We start from the raw sequence: 19,097 nt of genomic DNA, 5'->3' as shown, positions 1-19,097 counted from the left end.
CCGGGGTTTCGCCCCGGTCTTTGAACAGGAGACCACCAGATGGCCATCGAACGCACCCTTTCCATCATCAAACCCGACGCCACCAAGCGGAACCTGACCGGCAAGATCAACGCCAAGTTCGAGGATGCCGGCCTGCGCATTATCGCGCAGAAGCGTATCAAGCTGACGAAAGAGCAGGCGGGCACCTTCTACGAGGTGCACAAGGAGCGCCCGTTCTATGACGAGCTGTGCGGCTTCATGGCCTCCGCGCCGGTCGTGGTGCAGGTGCTGGAAGGGGAAGGCGCGATTGCCAAGAACCGCGAAGTGATGGGCGCAACCAACCCGTCCGATGCCGCGGCGGGCACCATTCGCGCCGAGTTTGCCGAATCCGTCGGCGAAAACTCGGTTCACGGGTCCGACGCGCCGGAAACCGCGGCGGCCGAAATCGCCTACTTCTTCTCGGGTCTCGAACTGGTCGGCTGATCGGTATGCGCCTGAACGGCTGTTGCAGCGCCCCGGCCCATCGGTCGGGGCGTTTCGCGTTTCAGCGCCGCAGTCCGGTGCCGATCCTGTCAAGCGCCGCCTCAATCGCGGGAAGGCCCGTCGCCTCCGACCGCGATCGGAGCGCATCGAAGCGCGCGCGAAGCGCCTCTTTCTCCTTGCCCTTGCAATCGTTCCACGGTCGCCCCTGAAGCACCATGACAAGAACGTAGTAGGCGATGAAATGCGGCTTTGTCCCGCTGGCCAGAAGCCGGGCATAGGCGGCATCGGCGCCCATCTCGCGCAGATCTTCGGCGGAGGCGATACCGGCGCGCGTGCAGGCGGCCTCGAACGCGGGGCCGAGATTGCGGATGGAGGAGACGGGGTTTGTCATGAGCCAGAGATTACATCTCCGGGCACGGTCCTGTCACCCTGCAATGAGCGCGAGCGGGCGCGATGATCAGATCATCGCCCAATCGGCGAAGATCGGTTTCTTCGGCTCGGGTCTGGGGTTCGGCTTGCCGCGAGGCGGCTGCCCTGCGGGTTTCGGTGTCGGGTCTGTCCGGCCCATATATGGCATTGCTTTGCTCCTTTGGTCCTGCTGGCCGGTTCGTCCGGCTCTGCGCCTCGATCCCCGGAGTGTCGCAAGGCCCTTTGTCGCCGCGATGCCGGAAATCGGGTGATTTCATGCCGGGTGATCGGGCCGCCTTCGGGGGTGTTCAGCGGCCCGTGGGGGCAATAGTCTGGTTCGCATTGCAGCCCGATGGAGAGACATCCCCATGTCCGACGCCCCCGTCTATGAGATCGATCCGGATACCTTCTGGCGTGACCCTTACCCAGATCTGGCGCGGATGCGGGCGGGCTGTCCTGTGGCCTTCGTTCCGCAACTTGGCGCGACGCTTTTGACCCGGCGAGAGGATATTTTCGTCAACGAGAAGAAGGTTGAGGTATTTTCATCGGATCAGCCGGGCGGGCTGATGACGGTTCTGATGGGGCAGAACCTGATGCGCAAGGACGGCACCGATCATCAGGCCGAGCGCAAGGCGATCTTTCCCACCACGTCGCCCCGCACTGTCAGGGATGTCTGGAAGGCGGAGTTCGAAACGGCGACGCGCGCGCTTCTTGACGAGATCGCGCCGAAGGGCCGGGCGGATATGGTCAAGGATATCGCGATGCGGATCTCGGGCGATGCGTTGCGCCATATCACCGGGCTGACCAACATGAGCTGGCAGGAAATGGACCGCGTGAGCCAGGGCATGATCGACGGCTGCGCCAATTACGCGGGCGACCCGGAGATCGAGGCGCGCTGTCACGATTGCACCGCCTCGATTGACGCGCATATCGACGCGATGATGCCGCGCCTTGAGACGGATCCGAATTCGTCCCTGCTCTCGGTGCAGATGCGGGCGGGGCTTTCGGAAGAACAGATCCGCGCCAATGTGAAGCTGGCGATTTCCGGCGGGCAGAACGAGCCGCGCGATGCCATTGCGGGCACGATCTGGGCGCTGCTGTCACATCCCGACCAGCTTCGGATGGTACAAGTCGGGGAGGTGTCCTGGCTTCAGGCGTTCGAGGAATACGCCCGATGGATGTCGCCCATCGGCATGTCGCCCCGCCGGATCGCGCGGCGCCACGAGGTGCGCGGCGTCACGCTGGAGCCGGAAGACCGCGCGTTTCTCATGTTCGGATCGGGCAACCGGGACGAGGCGGTGTTCGAGCGGCCAGAGGTGTTCGACATCACACGCGATTGCGGCCCGTCGCTGGCCTTTGGCGCGGGGCCGCATTTCTGCGCCGGGGCCTGGGCCTCGCGCTGCCTGATCGCGGAGGTGGCGCTTCCGATGATCTTCGGGCACCTTGCGGGGCTGCGCCTTGACGGGGAGGTGCCGTTTGGCGGCTGGGCCTTTCGCGGGCCTCTCCGGATGCCGGTCAGCTGGGACGCCTGAGCGCGGCGGCCGGGAGCGGTTCAGCCGGCGGTGTCGGACAGATCGCGCAGGACGCGGTTGAGCACCTCGACCTGCTGGGGGTCGAACTGCGCGAGAATCTCGCGGTCTTGCAGGCGGACCAGTTCGCGGATTTCGGTCATGCGCTTGCGCCCCAGATCCGTCAGCAGCAGATTGACCTTGCGCTGATCGGAGGCGGCGATCTGGCGGTGAACGAGGCCCTGCGAGACCATCCGATCCACCATCTTGGTCAAAGTCGGCGGGTTCATCAGCACGGTGCGCGCCAGTTCTCCCATGGTGAGCTGGCGTTCGCTGTCGAGAGCCTCAAGGATGCGCCATGTCTCGACCTGCATCCCTTGATCCTTGAGGCGGGCGGCGAGTGTCTGATGCACGGCGCGATGCGCCGCGGCCAGCATGTAGGAAATGTAGGACTCCATTGGGGTTGAAACCTGATCCATGCCGTAATCCACCGTATCTAGCCTGTTCCAATTAATAGTTGACTTGGAAAGTAAATTCAATTGCAGTGTTGCGAACCGACCTGACTATTGTTCAAGGCTTGCAAAATGATCTCTTGCATGGGTGAGGCTCTGTTTCCCACGGAGGTGCCGGAGATCGGCGACCGTCCGCTGCGCGGAGCGGCACGCACCTATCGCGTGGCGCTGTTGATCCCGCTGTGCGGGTCGGCCGGACTGTGGGCGCCGTCCTGCATCTCCAGCGCGCAGGTCGCGGTGCGAGAGCTCAACCGCGGCGACGGGATCGCGGGTCGGCCGGTCGAGCTGATCATGGTCGATGCGGCCCTTGAAGCGCCCACGCCGGTGGAGGCCGTGGTGCATGAGCTGATCGAGGCGGGCGCGATTGACGCCATCGTCGGAATGCACATCAGTGCCGTGCGCCAGCGGCTGAGCAAGGTCGTCGGCCAGCGCGTGCCCTATATCTATACCCCGCTTTACGAGGGGGGCGAACAGACCGCCGGAATTTTCGCCATCGGGGAGACGCCGGATGCGCAGTTGGGCCCGGCGCTGCACTATCTTCAGGCGCAGTTCCGGCCGCGAAGCTGGGCGCTGATCGGCAATGACTATGTCTGGCCGCGAACTTCGCATGCCTATGCCAAGGCCAAGCTGCGCGACATGTCCGCGAATCTTGCGTTCGAGCGGTATCTGCCCTTCGGCCTGCGCGACATGGGCCGCCATGTGGACGAGCTTGCCGCCTCGGGGGCCGAGGCGGTGCTGATCTCACTGGTGGGGCAGGATGCGGTCGCCTTCAACCGGGCGTTCGGGATGGCCGGTCTGGACAACCGGATCGTGCGCCTGTCCTGTGCGGTCGAGGAGAACGGTCTGCTGGCCAGCGGCGGAGAGAATCTCAAGCGGCTGTTCTCGGCCGCGTCGTATTTCGGAGCGCTGCCGACCGAGGCCAACGGCGCGTTCAAGGAGAAATATTACAGCCTGCATGGAGAGCATGCGCCAGTGCTCAACGCCATCGGTCAATCGACTTATGAGGGGATGCATTTCCTGGCCGGTCTTCTGGGGCGCGATGACGCTGGCTGGCGCGAGGGCGGGCAGGTGATTCCCTGCACCCTCGATTATCGCAGCGCGCGGCGTGAACGCGCGACGGATGAGGGGGTGATGCGCACCCCGATCTATCTTGCCCGCGCTGATGGCATACAATTTTCGGTTATAAAGCGCATATAAAGCAATCGCTTACCAATAATTGTTGAAATGGAAAATAATATACTTGAAATGGAAATGAAAATTTCCAATCCTTCAGTGTAACGGACTCAGTCGTCGCCGGAGTGGCGGCACCACCTGTTACATTGGGGGATCTGGCCTTGATCTGGTTTCTGTCTCTGCTCGTTCTGGCCGCTGTCGTTCTGATCGGCATCTGGTTTCTGCACCGCTATTATGCCAAGGCCACGCTGGAGACGGCGCTGGTGCGCACCGGGATGGGCGGGCGGCGCGTGGTGGTGGATGGCGGGTGTCTGGCCTTGCCGATACTGCATCAGGTGCAGCGCGTGTCGATGGGCACGATCTCTTTCACCACTTCGCGCAGTGGGCGCGACGCCCTTCTGACGCAGGATCAGCTGCGTGCCGATGTGGACATGGAATTCGAGTTCTATGTCGATCCCAGCGAAAAGGGCATCGCGACGGCGGCGCAGGCGCTTGGCCGCCGGATTTCCCGCAGTGGCGGCGAAGGGGTGCACGAGGTTCTCGCCGGCCCTTTGGCCAACGCGATGCAGAACGCTGCCGCCAAGCGCGGGATGGCGGACATCCATCTGGATCGGGCCGGATACACCGATGAGGTCGCGCAACTTGCGAGCGCGCATGCCGAGCGGCTGGGGCTGGTTCTGGTCTCGGCGTCACTTGTTGCGGTGGATCAGAGCGACCTGACGCAGCATAACGAAAGCAATGCCTTCAACGCGCAGGGGATGCGCCGTCTGGCCGAACTGGTGGCCGAGCAGCGCAAGGCGCGGGTCAAGGTGGAAACGGAGGCCGAGATCGCGATCAGCGAGAGCCGGCTGGCCCAGCACAACAAGCGGCTGGAGGTGCAGCGCGCCGAGCGTGAGGCCGAGATCGCCCAGAGCGAACACATTGCCCGCCTTGAGGCGGAATCGCGGGCGCGCAGCGAGACATCGGCGACCGAGGCGGAACTGGCCTCGGAAACCGCGCGCATCGAGAAGGATCAGCGCCTCAAGACCGCGCAGGTCGACAACGACGAGGCGCTGCGCCGCGCCGAGATGGCGGCCATCCTGGCGCTGGAAGAGGCGAAGATCGCGAACGACATACAGCTTGCACGCAGGCGCGCCGAAGAGGCCGAGGCGAAGGCCGCCGAGGAAACCTCTCGTGCGCAGGTTCTGCTGGCCGCCGAGCAGGTCCAGGCCCAGAAGGAGCGCGCCATCGCTGAACGCGAGCGCGAGATTTCAGGGCTCAAGCAGAAGAGCGCGCTTGAACTGGAGAACGAGAAAGTCGCCTCGGATGTGGAAATCATGCTGTCGCGCGCGCAAGCCGAGGCCCGCGCCGCGCAGACCGCCGCCGAGGCCGAGAAGATCGGCATGCAGGCCCGCGCCGCCGGTCAGGCCGCGCTGAACGAGGCGGAAAACACGCTGAGCGAGACGGTGCTTCGGATGCGTCTGGAGGGTCACAAGCTCGACCGGATGCCCGAGATCATGACGCAGATGATGAAGCCGGTGGAAAAGATCGACTCCATCCGCATCAACCAGATCGGCGGGACGGGCGGCGGTATGAGCGGCGGCGACGGCACCGGCGTCGAAGGCGCCTTTGGCGCCGCGATGGACCAGATCCTCGGCATGGCCGTGCGCCTTCCGGCGATGAAGCAGATGGGCGAGGAGATCGGTTTCGACTTTGACGCCAACCTCGCCGGACGCACGGCGGACTACGCCAATCGCATTACCCCCAAGGATGGCAAGGACAAGCCAAGCGACAACAAGACCAAGGAATGACCACCGCCAGGGTGGCGCCACATCAGACCAACCGGGAGATCACAGATGACTTTCAACAGACGACAGTTTCTTGCAGCGGGAACGGCAATGGCGGGGACGGGCCTCATGCCTCGGATTGGCCGCGCGGCGGAACCGATCAAGCTGGGTTCGATCCTCGACACCTCGGGCATTTTCGACGCTTATGGCAAACCGATGGATCGCGCGATGCGCCTTGCCGTGGCCGATCTGAACGACGGCGGGGGGCTTCTGGACCGGCCGATCGAAATTCGCGCCTATGACACGCAATCGGACATGGCCCTTTATGCGCAGTATGCCCAGCAACTCACGCGGCAGGATCAGGTGGACGTGGTGCATGGCGGTATCCTGTCCGCCTCGCGCGAGGCGATCCGCCAGACCATGCGCCGCAGCAACACGCTCTATTTCTACAACGTGATGTATGAGGGCGGCGTTTGTGACCGCAACATCTTCATCAACGGCGTGACACCCGCGCAGCAGGTTGAGGTGCTGATCCCGCACGCGATGAAGCAGTCGGGCAAGAAGGTCTATGTGCTGGCGGCCGATTACAACTACGGGCAGATCATGGCGCGCTGGATCAACAAGTTCGTGCGCGACAATGGCGGCGAGGTCGTGGCGACGGACTTCTTCCCGCTGGATGTGGCCGATTTCGGTTCGACCATCGCCAAGATCCAGTCCGCCGCGCCCGATCTCGTGGTGGCGCCGCTGGTGGGGGGCGCGCATCTGTCGTTCTTCCGCCAATGGGCCGCATCGGGCATGAAGGATCGCATCCCTCTGGCCTCCACCACGCTGGGCGTGGGCAATGAGCACAAGGTCCTGACCGCCGAAGAGGGTGACGGGATCATGGTGGCCTATAACTACAGCCAGGAGATCGAGTCGCCCGAGAATGACGGGTTCAAGGCCAAGTGGGAGGCCGCGGGCGGCAATGCGGGCGAGATCAACGAATTCGCCATCTCCACCTATGCCGGTGTCATGACCTGGGCCGAGGCTGTGCGGCAGGCCGGCACGGCCGCGCATGACCCGGTGGTCGAGGCACTGGAATCGGGGCTGTCGGTGGACGGGCCCTCGGGCAAGATCACGGTCGATCCACAAACCCACCATGCCATCGCCGATGTGCGCCTGATGGAAATCAGGGATCAGAAGATGCAGGTTCTCGAAACCCTGCCGCAGCGGCAGCCGATGGATACGCAGGCGGTGTGCGATCTAGGGGCCAACCCCGGCGACAACACGCAGTACGAAATCGACATCTGAGCAAACGCGGCATGCGAGGACGGGGCCGCCCGGTCGGCGGCCCCGCTATCCCGGCGCGGCGCCGGGGGTGTTGTCTATTGTCCGAAAGGCCCTGACATATGGATCTGACAGTCGTCATCGGGATCGAGATACTTTACGCCGTCGCGTCTCTCGCGCTGATCAGCGTCGGGCTGGCGGTGGTGTTCGGCATGATGAAGGTGATCAACCTCGCGCATGGCGAATTCATGATGATGGGCGGCTATGCCACCATCGTCTCCGTCAATCTGGGCATCAATGTCTTCGTGGCGATGCTGATCATCGCGCCCGTGGTGGTGGGGCTGATCGGATTGGTGGTGGAGCGTCTTGTGATCCGGCATCTCTACGGGCGTCTGGTGGATACGATGCTGGCGACCTGGGGGCTGAGCCTGTTTTTCATCGGTCTGGCGACGATCATCTTCGGCAATACCACCACGGGCATTTCCACCCCGATACCGGGCGTGGCGATCGGGAATTACCAGATCAACGGCTATAATCTCTTTATCGTCGTGGTGTCGGTGCTGTTGATGATCGCCCTTTACCTGGTGCTGGGCAGGACACGGCTCGGCCTTATCGCGCGCGGCACGATGCAACGCCCTGACATGGCCTCCAGCCTTGGCTACAGCCCCGAGCGCATCTACATGGCCACGTTCTTCTGCGGCTCGGCGCTGTCGGGGCTGGCCGGAGCGATTCTTGCGCCGCTGGTCGGGCTGGTTCCGACATCGGGTGGGGCCTATATCGCCAAGGCCTTCATCACCGTGATCGCGGGGGGGCCGTCGCTGATTGCGGGGCTGGTCAGCAGCGCCAGCGTCTTTGGCGTCATCGACCAGATCTTCACCTTCGCGCTGTCGCCGGTGATCGGGGAGGTCGCGCTTCTGATCGCGGCGGTCGTGTTGTTGCGGCTCTTGCCGCAGGGGATCACGGCGCGCTTTTTCCGGGGGCGCATGTGATGCAGGGGACTGCCGGAAAAGACGTGATCGTCACGGTTCTCGTTGCGGCGGTTCTGATCTGGGCGCTGCCGCTGATGGTGGGAACCTACACGCTGACGGTTCTGGCGATCTATGCGATGCTCGGCCTGAGCCTTGGCCTGATCTGGGGGTTCGGCGGCATCCTGTGTTTCGGTCAGGCCGCGTTCTTTGGTCTGGGCGCCTATACCTATGCCATCGCCGCCATCAATACCGGCGAAAGCACCCTGCCGATGATTCTGGCGGTGATCGTCCCTTGCGTCTTTGCCGCGCTGCTCGGGGCGATGATGTTCTATGGCCGGCTCGGGGATGTCTATCTGGGGGTGATCACCCTCGTGGTGACACTGATCCTGTTCAAGTTCATCAGCTCCACCGCCGGGCCGCAGTACACCATCGGCACCGCGCGGCTGGGCGGGTATAACGGGATCCCGGGCTTTCCCACGCTCAACGTGCCGGGGCGGCCCGATCTCTTTATCTGGGGGGATGCGCTCTATTACCTGTGCGCGGTGGCGCTGCTGCTTGTTTATCTGGGGGTGACATGGTTTTTGCGGTCCTCATTCGGGCGCATTGCCGTGGGTATCCGCGAGAACGAGACCCGGATGTCCCTGATCGGGTATGACGTGCGCGCGCGCAAGACAGTGTTGTTCGCCATCGGGGCCGCGATTGCCGGGCTGGCGGGGGCGCTTTTCGCCAATTGGGGCGCGATTGTCACGCCGGGGCTATTCAGCCTGTCGCAATCGGCCGAGATCATCATCTGGTGCATTGTCGGCGGGCTTGGCACGCGCTTCGGCCCGCTTCTGGGCGCGGCGGGTCTAGGATACCTGAAGTTCCTTCTCGGCCAACAGAGCATGATCAACAACACCATGCTGATGGGGCTGATCCTTGTGCTGTTCGTGCTGTTCCTGCCGCGCGGCGTGGTGCCGGCGGCGATCTCCGTCTGGCGGGCCAGCATCGGACGACCGCGACGGGCCGGGCGCGCAGGAGCCCTGCGCCGCAATCGCAGGAGGGGGCGGACCGATGGCTGAACCCGTTCTGGAAACACAGCATCTGACCATGCGCTTTGGCGGCGTTGTCGCGGTGGACAATGTGACCTTCACATTGCGGCGGGGCGAGCTGCGCTGCCTGATCGGGCCGAATGGGGCAGGCAAATCGACCTTCTTCAAGTGTCTGACCGGCCTGCTCACCCCGAGCGAGGGCCATGTCCTCATGCAGGGGGAGGAGACCACGGGCTGGCCGCCGCATCGTGTGGCCGCGCTCGGTGTCGGGATCAAGACGCAGGTGCCCAACGTGATGGACGGGCTGAGCGTGCAGGAGAATATCTGGCTTGCCGCGCGGCGTTTCGTGCCGTCCGCGCAGGCCGCTGCCAAGACCCGCGAGGTCATCGACCGGCTGGCGCTGGGGCCGATCGCGCGCACAGAGTTGGGGCGGCTCGCGCATGGCGAGCGACAGCAGGTGGAGTTGGGGTTTGTCGCGGCGAGCGATCCGTGGCTGGTGCTTCTGGATGAACCGGCCGCCGGGATGACGGCCGGTGAGGTCGCGCGGATGACCGAGGTGATCCACGAGCTTAACCGAACCGCCGCCGTGGTCATCGTGGAGCACGACATGCAGTTCATCCGCTCCATCGCGAGCACGGTCACGGTTTTTCATCAGGGGGCGATCCTGATCGAGGACGATGTGGAGACCGTCATGTCGGACCCGCATGTGCGCAACATCTATCTGGGAAAGAAGGCCTGAGCATGTTGGACGAAAGCAATCCGGGCCTTCAGGTCAAAGGTCTTTCGGGCGGATATGGCAAGGTGCCGATCCTGCACGGTGTGGAATTCGACGTCGCCGAAGGCGAGGTCGTGGGCATTCTCGGTCACAACGGGATGGGCAAGACGACCCTGCTCAAGACCCTGATGGGTTTTTTGCCCGCGACCAGTGGGCAGCTTCGCTATCACGGTGCCGAGATCACCCGCCTGGCCCCGCACGACCGCGCGGCGCTGGGTATCGGATACGTGCCGCAGGGCCGGGGCATCTTTCCGCAGCTGAGCGTGCGGGACAATCTGCGCTTTGCCTGGCATGACTATGCCGGAGGCGAGGAGGCCGAGGTTCTCGATAGTGTGCTGGCCGATTTTCCGCGGCTTGAACGGCTCCTTGACCGCGAGGGCGGCACTTTGTCGGGCGGCGAGCAGCAGTTGCTTTCGCTGGCGCGCAGCCTCATGGGCGATCCGGACCTGTTGCTTCTGGACGAGCCCACCGAAGGCATCCAGCCCTCGATCATCGAGGAGATGGAGGACACGCTTTTGCATCTGCGCCGGGCGCGCGGAGTGTCGATCCTTCTGGTGGAGCAGAATTTCGATTTCATTCATGACCTGTCCGACCGTGTTCTGGTGCTCGAACGCGGGCGCATTACGGCGGAGCTTTCGCGCGATGACATGGCGGACCGCGCCAAGGTGGATCAGTTCCTCGGTTTCGGCGCCGCGCGAACGACACGCGGGGCGCAGGCTGTCCCATCGCCACGTTCCGATGTCCCCCAACACGGCACCGGCAAGGCGCCACCAGCTTCGCCGCGCCGCCCGGATACCCCGATTCCTTCAACCCCGGTGACACACATGACGATTAATCGCCCCACACTCGCCCAGATGCGCGACATGGCCGACAGGTTCGGCATGAGCCTGACGGACGAGGATTTGCAGGAATACCGGCAGATCATTGAGCCCTATATCCAGGCCTATGACCGGCTTGACGCGATGCCCGACAACCTGCCCGAAGTGCGCTATCCGCGTGCGCCGGGGCATTTCCCTGACCTGACGGAAAATCCGCTGAACGCCTGGTATGTCAAGACCGAGGTGCGCGGGGCCCCCGATGGTCCGTTGCGGGGCAAGCGGATCGTTCTGAAGGACACTGTCTGTCTTGCCGGGGTGCCGATGATGAACGGCTCCTCCATCATCGAGGGCTATGTGCCGGAGATCGACGCCACCATCGTCACGCGAATGCTGGATGCGGGGGCCGTCATCGCGGGCAAGGCGCATTCCGAGAACCTCTGCCTGTCGGGCGCCTCGCACACCAATGCGAAGGGGCCGATCCACAACCCGTGGAAGCGTGGCTACATGGCGGGCGGCTCTTCGGGCGGCTCTGCCGCTTTGGTCGCGGCGGGCGAGGTGGATATGGCCATCGGCGGGGATCAGGGTGGCTCCATCCGTATTCCATCGTCCAATTGCGGGGTCTACGGGATGAAGGCCACGCATGGTCTTGTGCCCTATACCGGGGTGATGCCGGTCGAGCAGACGATCGATCACGTCGGCCCGATCACGAAATCCGTGGCCGACAATGCGAAGCTGCTCGAAGTTCTGGCGGGCGAGGACGGGCTTGACCCCCGGCAGTATGCGCCCAAGACCTTCCGCTATACCGAGGCTCTGGGCCGCGGCGCGCAGGGCATGCGCATCGGCATTCTTCAAGAGGGGTTCAACCGCCCGGAGGGGGAGGTGGATGTGGACGACAAGGTGATCGCAGGCGCCGACCGATTCCGTGAGCTGGGCGCGCGGGTGGAGACTGTGTCGATCCCCGAGCACAACCTCGCGGTGGACTGCTGGACTGCGATCACCCTTGAGGGGCTTCAGGATCACATGATGCGCGGCAATGCCGGAGGCACGAATTATCGCGGCCTGTTCCTGCCGTCGATGATGGACCGCATGGCGCAATGGCGGGGGCGGGCGGATGAGTTGAGCCACTCGCTCAAGGCCTGCATGTTCCTTGGGGAGTATTTTCAGGAACAGTATCGCGGGCGGTTCTATGGCAAGGCGCAGAACCTGATGCGTAAGGCAAACGGCAAATATGCGGAGGCGCTGCGGCAGTTCGACCTGCTGCTGATGCCCACGGTGCCGATGAAACCGCAGGAGATCCCGCCGCCCGACTGCTCTCTGAGCCTCTATGTGCAACGGGCCTTCGAGATGATCGGCAATACCGCGCCTTTCAATGGCGGGCTTCCCGCGATGAGCCTGCCCTGCGGTCTGAGCGAGGGGCTTCCCATCGGGATGATGCTTGTCGGGCCCAGCTATGGCGAGTTGAAGATTTATCAGGCCGCCCATGCCTTTGAACAATCGGGCGACTGGCGCACCATGTAAGGGAGGCCGCGCATGTCCATTCTCAACGAAAGTCTGGCCGGTCAGGTCCGGCAGGCGGGGCACGCCGCACCGTGTGACCCGGAGGGTACCGGCGCGCCGGTTGACGGGATGTCCTATGTCCGGGGCACGACGCTGCCAGAGTTGCGGTTCATCACGATCCCGCAGCTTTTCCGCGAGACGGTGGCCCGCTTCGGGCCACGGGACGCGGTGATCTTTCCCGCGCAGGGTATTCGCCAGAGTTATTACGAGTTGGATCGCGCGGTGGATGAACTGGCCACCGGCCTTCTTGCGCTGGGGCTAGAGAAGGGCGACCGCATCGGGATCTGGGCGCCAAACTGTCACGAATGGGTGCTGACGCAATTCGCCACCGCGCGGATCGGGCTTGTGTTGGTCAACATCAATCCCGCCTACAGGCGTTCGGAGCTGGAATATGCGCTCAACAAGGTGGGCTGCAAGGCGCTGATCACGGCGCGGACGTTCAAATCCTCCGACTATGTCGGGATGATCCGGCATCTCGCGCCCGAAATGGAAACCTGCGCGCCGGGCCGGTTGCGCGCCGAGCGTCTACCGCATCTGCGTCATGTGATCGTGACGGGAGAGGGCGCGGTTGCCGGCGCGCATCTGTTCTCCGACATTCGGAAACTGGGTGGGCCGGCGCAGCAATTGCGCCTTCCGGTGCTGGACCGGGCGCTTGATCCTGACGACGCCATCAATATCCAGTTCACCTCTGGCACCACGGGCCATCCCAAGGGCGCCACGCTGTCGCACTACAACATCGTCAACAATGCCCGTTTCGTCACCGACCGGATCACCCTGACGGAGATGGACCGCTTGTGTATTCCGGTCCCGCTCTACCATTGCTTCGGGATGGTGATGGGGGTTCTGGGGGCGCTGAGCAAGGGCGCGGCCATGGTCTTTCCGGGGTCATCATTCGAGCCGGATGCCACGCTTGCGGCCCTGTCACAGGAACGTTGCACGGCGCTTTACGGTGTGCCGACCATGTTTGTCACGCTGTTACAGGCGCTTGAAACCGCACCGCAGGATCTGACGGCGATGCGCACCGGCGTGATGGCGGGGGCGCCTTGCCCGGTGGATGTCATGCGGCGCGTGGTGCGCGACATGCATATGCCCGAGGTGACGATCTGCTATGGCATGACCGAGACCTCCCCGGTGTCGTTTCAGAGTTTCGTGTCCGACCCGCTCGACAAACGTTGCGAGACCGTGGGCCGGGTGCATCCGCACCTTGAGGTCAAGATCATCGACACCGAAGGGCGCATCGTGCCGCAAGGGGAGGGCGGGGAGCTTTGCACGCGCGGCTATTCGGTGATGAAAGGCTACTGGGATGATCCCGAGAAAAGCGCCGAGGCGCTCCGCGGGGGATGGATGCACACCGGCGATCTGGCCCGGTTCGATGCCGACGGGTTCTGTGCGATCGTGGGGCGGTCCAAGGACATGATCATCCGCGGCGGCGAGAACATCTATCCCCGCGAGATCGAGGAGTTCCTATACGGTCATCCCGGGATCGCGGATGTGCAGGTGTTCGGCATTCCCGATGAGAAGATGGGCGAAGAGATCTGCGCTTGGGTCGTGCCGAAACCCGAGGGTTCCCCGAGTGCCGAGGATCTACGCGCCTATTGCGCCGGCCAGATCGCGCATTTCAAGATCCCGCGCCATATTCGGATCGTTGAAGAGATGCCAATGACGGTGACCGGCAAGCCGCAGAAGTTCATCATGCGTGACCGGATGATCGAAGAGTTGAGCGGTCCCTCGCAGGCTTGAGACGGTGCGGGCAGGTCCTGTTCAATCCGGAGGGGTCGTCGGGGTCAGCCGCAGGGAAAGGCAGGACATGCCGCCATCAAGCTTGGCACAGTCGGAATTGTCGATCTCGACAACTTCGAAGCCAGCATTGCTGATCGTGTCTGCCGTGCGCGGAAAACCGGCTGGCATGATCACCAGATTGTTGAACCGGATGGAGTTGGCCGCGGCCTCTTCGCCATCGGCCACATGCAGCACGCGGTAGCCGTCAAAGCAGCCCGAGGCATCCAGCCGTCTGGTGGCAAGGATCGTCTCTGCATCGAGCAGCGAGCAGTCCGTCTTGAAGTGAAGCACACCTTCGGGTGTGAAAACCTCTCGCAAGCTATGGCCCCAATCGGCCACGATGGCCGACAGCTCCGCCACGCCATTCGCATCCGTGCGGGCCGAGCGTCCGACAAGGATCTCGCGCCCCGTCACAAGGATATCGCCCCCTTCGATGAAGCCGTCCGCGATCTCTCGCACGTCATCGAAGCATTGCCGCAGGGCCGGGGCCATGTGAGCCACTTCGCCGCGCCGAGAGCCGGCGCCGGGGCGCATCAGAACCGCGCCTTGCGGCAGGCAGAGCGCCGTATCCTCGACAAACAGGGCGTCGGGAAACTCTTCCAGCGGATCAAGCTCGATCACACGGGCCCCGGTCGATTGCAGTGCGGAAACATAGGCAGCATGGGCCTTCTCCATACGCACGGGATCAGGGGTGCCGATATCTGTGGCCCGCAGACCGTTCACGACACTGGTGCCCGGACGGCGCGTGATGGCATGGGTAAACTCATAGGCAGGATTGGTCATTCAGTCCCTCTTGAAAGCTGTCCGTCAGCATGATGCCAGCCGTGCGTGAGTGTTGTCGGTCGACTCGTTGTGTGAACGAAACACGGGCGCACCGTCGTCCCCGATGGAAAATCTGCTGGATTTACGGTCACTGGGGAGTTCCACTTGCGCGGCCAAAATTATACACTTGAATAATTGTGCGAATCCGGGCCCTATACAAGGGCAAAATGCAAGGGAAAGGTGAATGAGTTCTACGACAAGCGCGCCCGGTGACCCGGCCCAGGCGGGTCAGCAGGACATAGCGATCGAGATCGAGGATTTGCACAAATCCTTCGGTCCGCTCGAGGTTCTGAAGGGCGTTTCGCTTTCGGCACGCAAGGGGGACGTGGTTGCCATCATTGGTGGCAGCGGATCCGGAAAGTCGACACTTCTGCGCTGCATCAACTTTCTCGACACACCGAATTGGGGAAAAATCTCGGTCGGGGGCGAGCAAATCGTCCTGCGTGCCGACGGCACCCCGGCCAACCGGCGGCAGATCGAACGGATTCGCACACGGCTCGGTATGGTCTTTCAGGCATTCAATCTCTGGACTCATCGCACGCTTCTGGAAAACGTGATCGAAGTGCCTGTACATGTTCTCAAGATCCCGAAAGCCGATGCCATTGCGCAGGCCCGCGTTCTGCTCGACCGGGTCGGGCTGGGTGACAAGACCGATACCTTTCCAGCCTACCTTTCGGGCGGGCAGCAGCAACGCTCTGCCATTGCCCGCGCGCTCGCGGTGAACCCTGAGGTCATGCTGTTCGATGAACCCACAAGCGCCCTTGATCCGGAACTTGTGGGCGAAGTTCTCACCGTGATCCGGGATCTCGCGGCCGAAGGGCGCACCATGCTGCTTGTCACCCACGAAATGAAATTCGCCCGTGAGGTTGCGACCCATGTCGTGTATCTCTTTGAAGGTCGGATCGAGGAACAGGGCCCGCCCGAAGAGGTTTTCGGCAATCCGAAGTCCGAACGGCTCAAGCAGTTCCTGCAATCAATCCACTAACCAACCGAAAACAGGGAGTCATAAAATGACATTCAAGAAAACGTTTGCCGCCGGCATTGCCACCGCCTTGCTCAGCGCCGGGATCGCCAGCGCACAAGAGGTGAAGATCGGCATCGCGGCGGAGCCTTATCCGCCTTTTGCCTCGCTCAACAGCTCTGGCGAGTGGGAAGGCTGGGAAATCGAGGTGATTGACGCGGTTTGCACCGCCGCGAAACTCGAATGTGTGCTGACACCCGTGGCCTGGGATGGGATCATTCCGTCGCTCACAGGTGGGCAGATTGACGCGATCATGGCATCCATGTCCATTACGGAAGAGCGCCAGAAGACGATCGACTTCAGTGATCCCTATTACAACACGCCGGCGGTTATCGTCGCTGACAAATCGCTTGAGATCGAGCCCACGCCCGAGTCTCTTGCGGGCAAGATCATCGGCGTTCAGGCCTCGACCATTCACCAAGCCTATGCTCAGGAGTATTTTGACGAAAACTCCGAACTGCGGGTGTATCAGACGCAGGACGAAGCCAATCAGGATCTTTTTGCCGGGCGCGTCGACGCCATTCAGGCCGACAGCATCGCGATGGCCGATTTCGTCAACTCCGATGCCGGGGCCTGCTGTGAGATCAAGGGCGCCGTGGCCAGCGATCCGGCGATTCTGGGCCGGGGTGTCGGTGCCGGTTTGCGCAAAGGGGATGACGATCTGCGCGAGGCGCTGAACGAAGGGATCGCGACGATCCTCGCCGATGGCACCCACGAGGAGATCACCTCGCGATATTTCGACGCCAGCATCTACAGCGAATAACACATCTCTGTGGACGCCCTGCTTGATATACTCGGTCTGACCGAGGCCGCGCGGTTGCTTTCGCTGTCCCCGCCGGGCTGGGGCATGAACCTGCTGCGCGGTCTGGTCAATTCGCTTCAGATCGCGTTCGGAGCGTTCGGAATGGGGCTCGTGATCGGGTTGTTCGGGGCGTATGGCAAACTTTATGGCGGGCCGGTCTTGCGGGATCTGCTCGCCATATACACGACCGTGATCAGGGCGGTGCCCGAACTGGTGCTGATCCTGATCCTGTATTACGTGGGCACAGACCTGATCAACAAGGCCGCCACCATGCTGGGCCATGGTCGGGTGGAGATCAGCGGCGTGGTCGCCGGAATCTGGGTGCTTGGCATCGTGCAGGGCGCCTATGCGACCGAGGTGCTGCGCGGCGCGATTCAGGCTGTACCGGCCGGCCAGATCGAAGCCGCGCGCGTCTTTGGCATGCCACCCTTCATGCTGATGCGTCGGGTCACGATCCCGGCGATGATGTCCTTCGCGATTCCCGGGCTGGCCAATCTGTGGCTTATTGCGACCAAGGATACGGCATTGCTTGCCATCGTCGGATTCAATGAACTGACCCTCGAAACCCGTCAGGCCGCTGCGAGCACACGGGCCTATTTCACGTTCTTCCTCGCGGCGGGGGCGCTGTACCTGATCGTTACCCTCTGTTCCGGGGTTGTCTTCGGCCGGGTCGAGAAATGGGCGCGTCGCGGACAACCCTCTCTTCGGGAGGCGCGCCGATGAACACCCTGCGCGCCTTGATGCAACCGCACCGGATCGCCCTGATGCTGGTTTTCGGGGGGATTGTCCTGTGGTGCGCACTTGCGCTCAGATGGGACTGGATTCCCGTCTATGCGCCACTGGCGCTTGAAGGGTTGTGGCGCACGGTCTGGATACTCGTCATCACCTGCGTTCTGGGGTTTTTGCTGGCAATACCGCTCGGCCTCGCGCAGGCGGTGGGGCCTTGGTATCTTGCCATACCTGCGCGCAGTTTCTGCACCGTCATTCGCGGCACGCCGCTGTTGCTGCAAATCTGGTTGCTGTATTATGGACTCGGATCGTTGTTTCCGCAGTTCCCGGCCATCCGGTCGAGCGAGCTCTGGCCGTATCTGCGGCAGGCGTGGCCCTATGCGGTCCTTGCGCTCACGATGTCCTATGCCGGCTATGAGGGCGAAGTGATGCGCGGCGCGTTCTCGAGTGTGGCCAAAGGTCAGCTTGAGGCGGCAAAGGCTTATGGCATGAAGCGATTCACCATGTTCCGGCGAATCTGGTTGCCTCAGGCAATCCGCAATGTTCTGCCCACGCTGGGCGGCGAGACGATCCTGCAACTCAAGGCGACGCCGCTGGTGGCCACGATCACCGTGGTGGAGCTTTACGCCGTATCATCGAAGGTGCGCGCCGACACTTTCATCGTCTACGAGCCGCTTTTGTTGCTGGCCGTGTTTTATCTCATGATCGCCGGTGCGATCACGTTGCTCTTCCGCCGGTTCGAACGCCGAGGAACCGGCGGGGCACGTTTGAAATCGGCAGATGTGCGGACCTAGATTGATCGCGGCCCTCATCCTTGGTCCTGACCACTTGATTGGTTCAGAAAAACCGGGTCTCATGTTCACAGCGCGCGGAAGACAGGATCGGGGAGGTGAGCATGCCGGGGATACCTGAGCATGGCGTTCCAGCACTGGGCGCTGTGAATGTCAGCTTGTTGCGGGAGGCGGTGCGACGCGGTTGGGCCGATTTCAGGGCGCGGCCGGGTTTCGGCATTGTGTTTGCTCTGGTCTATGTGTTGGGCGGACTGGGGATGGCATGGATCACATGGGCAACGGGGCAGACCTATTGGCTGATATTCGCGGCAATCGGGTTTCCGTTGATTGGACCCTTCGCTGCGGTGGGACTCTACGAAGTGTCCCGGCGGCTGGAGCGCGGCGAAGAGATGGATCTGGGCGAGATATTCGGAGTCGTGTTCCGGCAGGGAGGACGGCAGCTTCCTTCCATTTGTGCTGTCATCGTGGTGGTGTTTCTGTTCTGGTTCTTTCTCGCTCATATGATCTTTGCGTTGTTTCTCGGCCTTTCGACCATGACCAACGTCTCCACGACACTGGATATCTACCTTACGGTCAATGGTCTTAGCATGCTGTTGTTCGGCTCCATCGTGGGGGCGATGTTCGCGCTGTTGCTTTATATGATCACGGTTATCGCGCTGCCGCTGCTACTTGACCGTGAAGTGGATTTTGTCACCGCAATGATCACGAGTTTCCAGACGGTCACAGAGTATCCGGGGCCGATGTTGGGCTGGGCGGTGTTTCTTGCCGGTCTCACCTTTCTGGCGATGATTCCAGCGTTTCTGGGATTGTTCATCGTTCTGCCGCTTCTAGGACATGCCTCCTGGCACGTCTATTCCCTCATGCGACAGAATGCCGACGAAATCCATTTGGAGGAGGTGGCCCCATAAG

At 62.6% G+C, this 19,097-nt stretch carries 18 protein-coding genes; 15 read left to right on the top strand and 3 right to left on the bottom strand.

Annotated features, from left to right (window positions below; genetic code table 11):
- The first annotated feature begins 39 nt into the window (after positions 1 to 39).
- The gene (gene ndk, locus BMW66_RS03590; RefSeq protein ID WP_093115508.1) at positions 40 to 462 is read left to right on the top strand and encodes a nucleoside-diphosphate kinase; all 423 of its coding nucleotides are present in this window, start codon (positions 40 to 42) and stop codon (positions 460 to 462) included.
- Positions 463 to 523: 61 nt separating this feature from the next.
- Here ndk and BMW66_RS03585 read toward each other — a convergent pair whose 3' ends face one another.
- Positions 524 to 853, bottom strand: coding sequence for a TfoX/Sxy family DNA transformation protein (locus tag BMW66_RS03585; RefSeq protein WP_093115506.1), 330 nt, complete (start codon positions 851 to 853; stop codon positions 524 to 526).
- 385 nt (positions 854 to 1,238) lie between these two features.
- Between BMW66_RS03585 and BMW66_RS03575 the strand changes: the two genes are divergently transcribed.
- Entirely contained in the window at positions 1,239 to 2,402 is a 1,164-nt protein-coding gene (locus tag BMW66_RS03575) for a cytochrome P450 (protein WP_093115502.1), read from the top strand.
- A gap of 20 nt (positions 2,403 to 2,422) precedes the next feature.
- On the opposite strand, the gene BMW66_RS03570 is transcribed toward BMW66_RS03575, so the two are convergent.
- Positions 2,423 to 2,836, bottom strand: coding sequence for a MarR family winged helix-turn-helix transcriptional regulator (locus BMW66_RS03570; protein ID WP_245729329.1), 414 nt, complete (start codon positions 2,834 to 2,836; stop codon positions 2,423 to 2,425).
- 138 nt (positions 2,837 to 2,974) lie between these two features.
- Here BMW66_RS03570 and BMW66_RS03565 point away from each other — a divergent pair, with 138 nt between their 5' ends.
- From BMW66_RS03565 to BMW66_RS03530, 8 genes are all read left to right on the top strand, one after another.
- On the top strand, positions 2,975 to 4,087 hold the full coding sequence (locus BMW66_RS03565; protein WP_093115498.1) for a substrate-binding domain-containing protein: 1,113 nt from the start codon (positions 2,975 to 2,977) through the stop codon (positions 4,085 to 4,087).
- A 137-nt stretch (positions 4,088 to 4,224) separates the two neighbouring features.
- On the top strand, positions 4,225 to 5,853 hold the full coding sequence (locus BMW66_RS03560; protein WP_093115899.1) for a flotillin family protein: 1,629 nt from the start codon (positions 4,225 to 4,227) through the stop codon (positions 5,851 to 5,853).
- Between the two features lie 45 nt (positions 5,854 to 5,898).
- A complete protein-coding gene (locus BMW66_RS03555) occupies positions 5,899 to 7,119 on the top strand; it encodes an urea ABC transporter substrate-binding protein (RefSeq protein WP_093115496.1) in 1,221 nt (406 codons plus the stop codon).
- 98 nt (positions 7,120 to 7,217) lie between these two features.
- Positions 7,218 to 8,084, top strand: coding sequence for an ABC transporter permease subunit (locus BMW66_RS03550; RefSeq protein WP_093115494.1), 867 nt, complete (start codon positions 7,218 to 7,220; stop codon positions 8,082 to 8,084).
- Positions 8,084 to 9,124: a branched-chain amino acid ABC transporter permease gene (locus BMW66_RS03545; protein WP_093115492.1), complete on the top strand. Its 1,041-nt coding sequence runs from the start codon at positions 8,084 to 8,086 to the stop codon at positions 9,122 to 9,124. Before BMW66_RS03550 ends, BMW66_RS03545 begins: the two co-directional genes overlap by 1 nt.
- Positions 9,117 to 9,833 (top strand): ABC transporter ATP-binding protein, encoded by a 717-nt coding sequence (locus BMW66_RS03540; protein WP_093115490.1) that lies wholly within the window; start codon positions 9,117 to 9,119, stop codon positions 9,831 to 9,833. Before BMW66_RS03545 ends, BMW66_RS03540 begins: the two co-directional genes overlap by 8 nt.
- A 2-nt stretch (positions 9,834 to 9,835) precedes the next feature.
- On the top strand, positions 9,836 to 12,205 hold the full coding sequence (locus BMW66_RS03535) for an amidase (RefSeq protein ID WP_093115488.1): 2,370 nt from the start codon (positions 9,836 to 9,838) through the stop codon (positions 12,203 to 12,205).
- Positions 12,206 to 12,217: 12 nt separating this feature from the next.
- Positions 12,218 to 13,984: an AMP-binding protein gene (locus BMW66_RS03530; RefSeq protein ID WP_093115486.1), complete on the top strand. Its 1,767-nt coding sequence runs from the start codon at positions 12,218 to 12,220 to the stop codon at positions 13,982 to 13,984.
- Between the two features lie 21 nt (positions 13,985 to 14,005).
- Here BMW66_RS03530 and BMW66_RS03525 read toward each other — a convergent pair whose 3' ends face one another.
- Positions 14,006 to 14,806, bottom strand: coding sequence for a dimethylarginine dimethylaminohydrolase family protein (locus BMW66_RS03525; RefSeq protein WP_093115484.1), 801 nt, complete (start codon positions 14,804 to 14,806; stop codon positions 14,006 to 14,008).
- Between the two features lie 223 nt (positions 14,807 to 15,029).
- Between BMW66_RS03525 and BMW66_RS03520 the strand changes: the two genes are divergently transcribed.
- The 5 genes from BMW66_RS03520 (at position 15,030) to BMW66_RS03500 (ending at position 19,096) form a co-directional block, all read left to right on the top strand.
- The gene (locus tag BMW66_RS03520) at positions 15,030 to 15,830 is read left to right on the top strand and encodes an ABC transporter ATP-binding protein (protein ID WP_093115482.1); all 801 of its coding nucleotides are present in this window, start codon (positions 15,030 to 15,032) and stop codon (positions 15,828 to 15,830) included.
- Positions 15,831 to 15,855: 25 nt separating this feature from the next.
- On the top strand, positions 15,856 to 16,629 hold the full coding sequence (locus BMW66_RS03515) for a transporter substrate-binding domain-containing protein (protein WP_093115480.1): 774 nt from the start codon (positions 15,856 to 15,858) through the stop codon (positions 16,627 to 16,629).
- Positions 16,630 to 16,638: 9 nt separating this feature from the next.
- The gene (locus tag BMW66_RS03510; protein ID WP_093115478.1) at positions 16,639 to 17,391 is read left to right on the top strand and encodes an ABC transporter permease; all 753 of its coding nucleotides are present in this window, start codon (positions 16,639 to 16,641) and stop codon (positions 17,389 to 17,391) included.
- Positions 17,388 to 18,191, top strand: a complete 804-nt coding sequence (locus BMW66_RS03505; RefSeq protein ID WP_093115476.1) for an ABC transporter permease — start codon at positions 17,388 to 17,390, stop codon at positions 18,189 to 18,191. Before BMW66_RS03510 ends, BMW66_RS03505 begins: the two co-directional genes overlap by 4 nt.
- Positions 18,192 to 18,292: 101 nt before the next feature.
- A complete protein-coding gene (locus BMW66_RS03500; RefSeq protein ID WP_093115474.1) occupies positions 18,293 to 19,096 on the top strand; it encodes a DUF2189 domain-containing protein in 804 nt (267 codons plus the stop codon).
- Position 19,097: the final 1 nt, after the last annotated feature.

The organism is Salinihabitans flavidus (assembly GCF_900110425.1).
In the GTDB taxonomy this organism is placed as follows: Bacteria; Pseudomonadota; Alphaproteobacteria; order Rhodobacterales; family Rhodobacteraceae; genus Salinihabitans; species Salinihabitans flavidus.
Note: the sequence above shows the minus strand (reverse complement) of the source record. Positions and strands in the feature narration are given on the sequence as shown.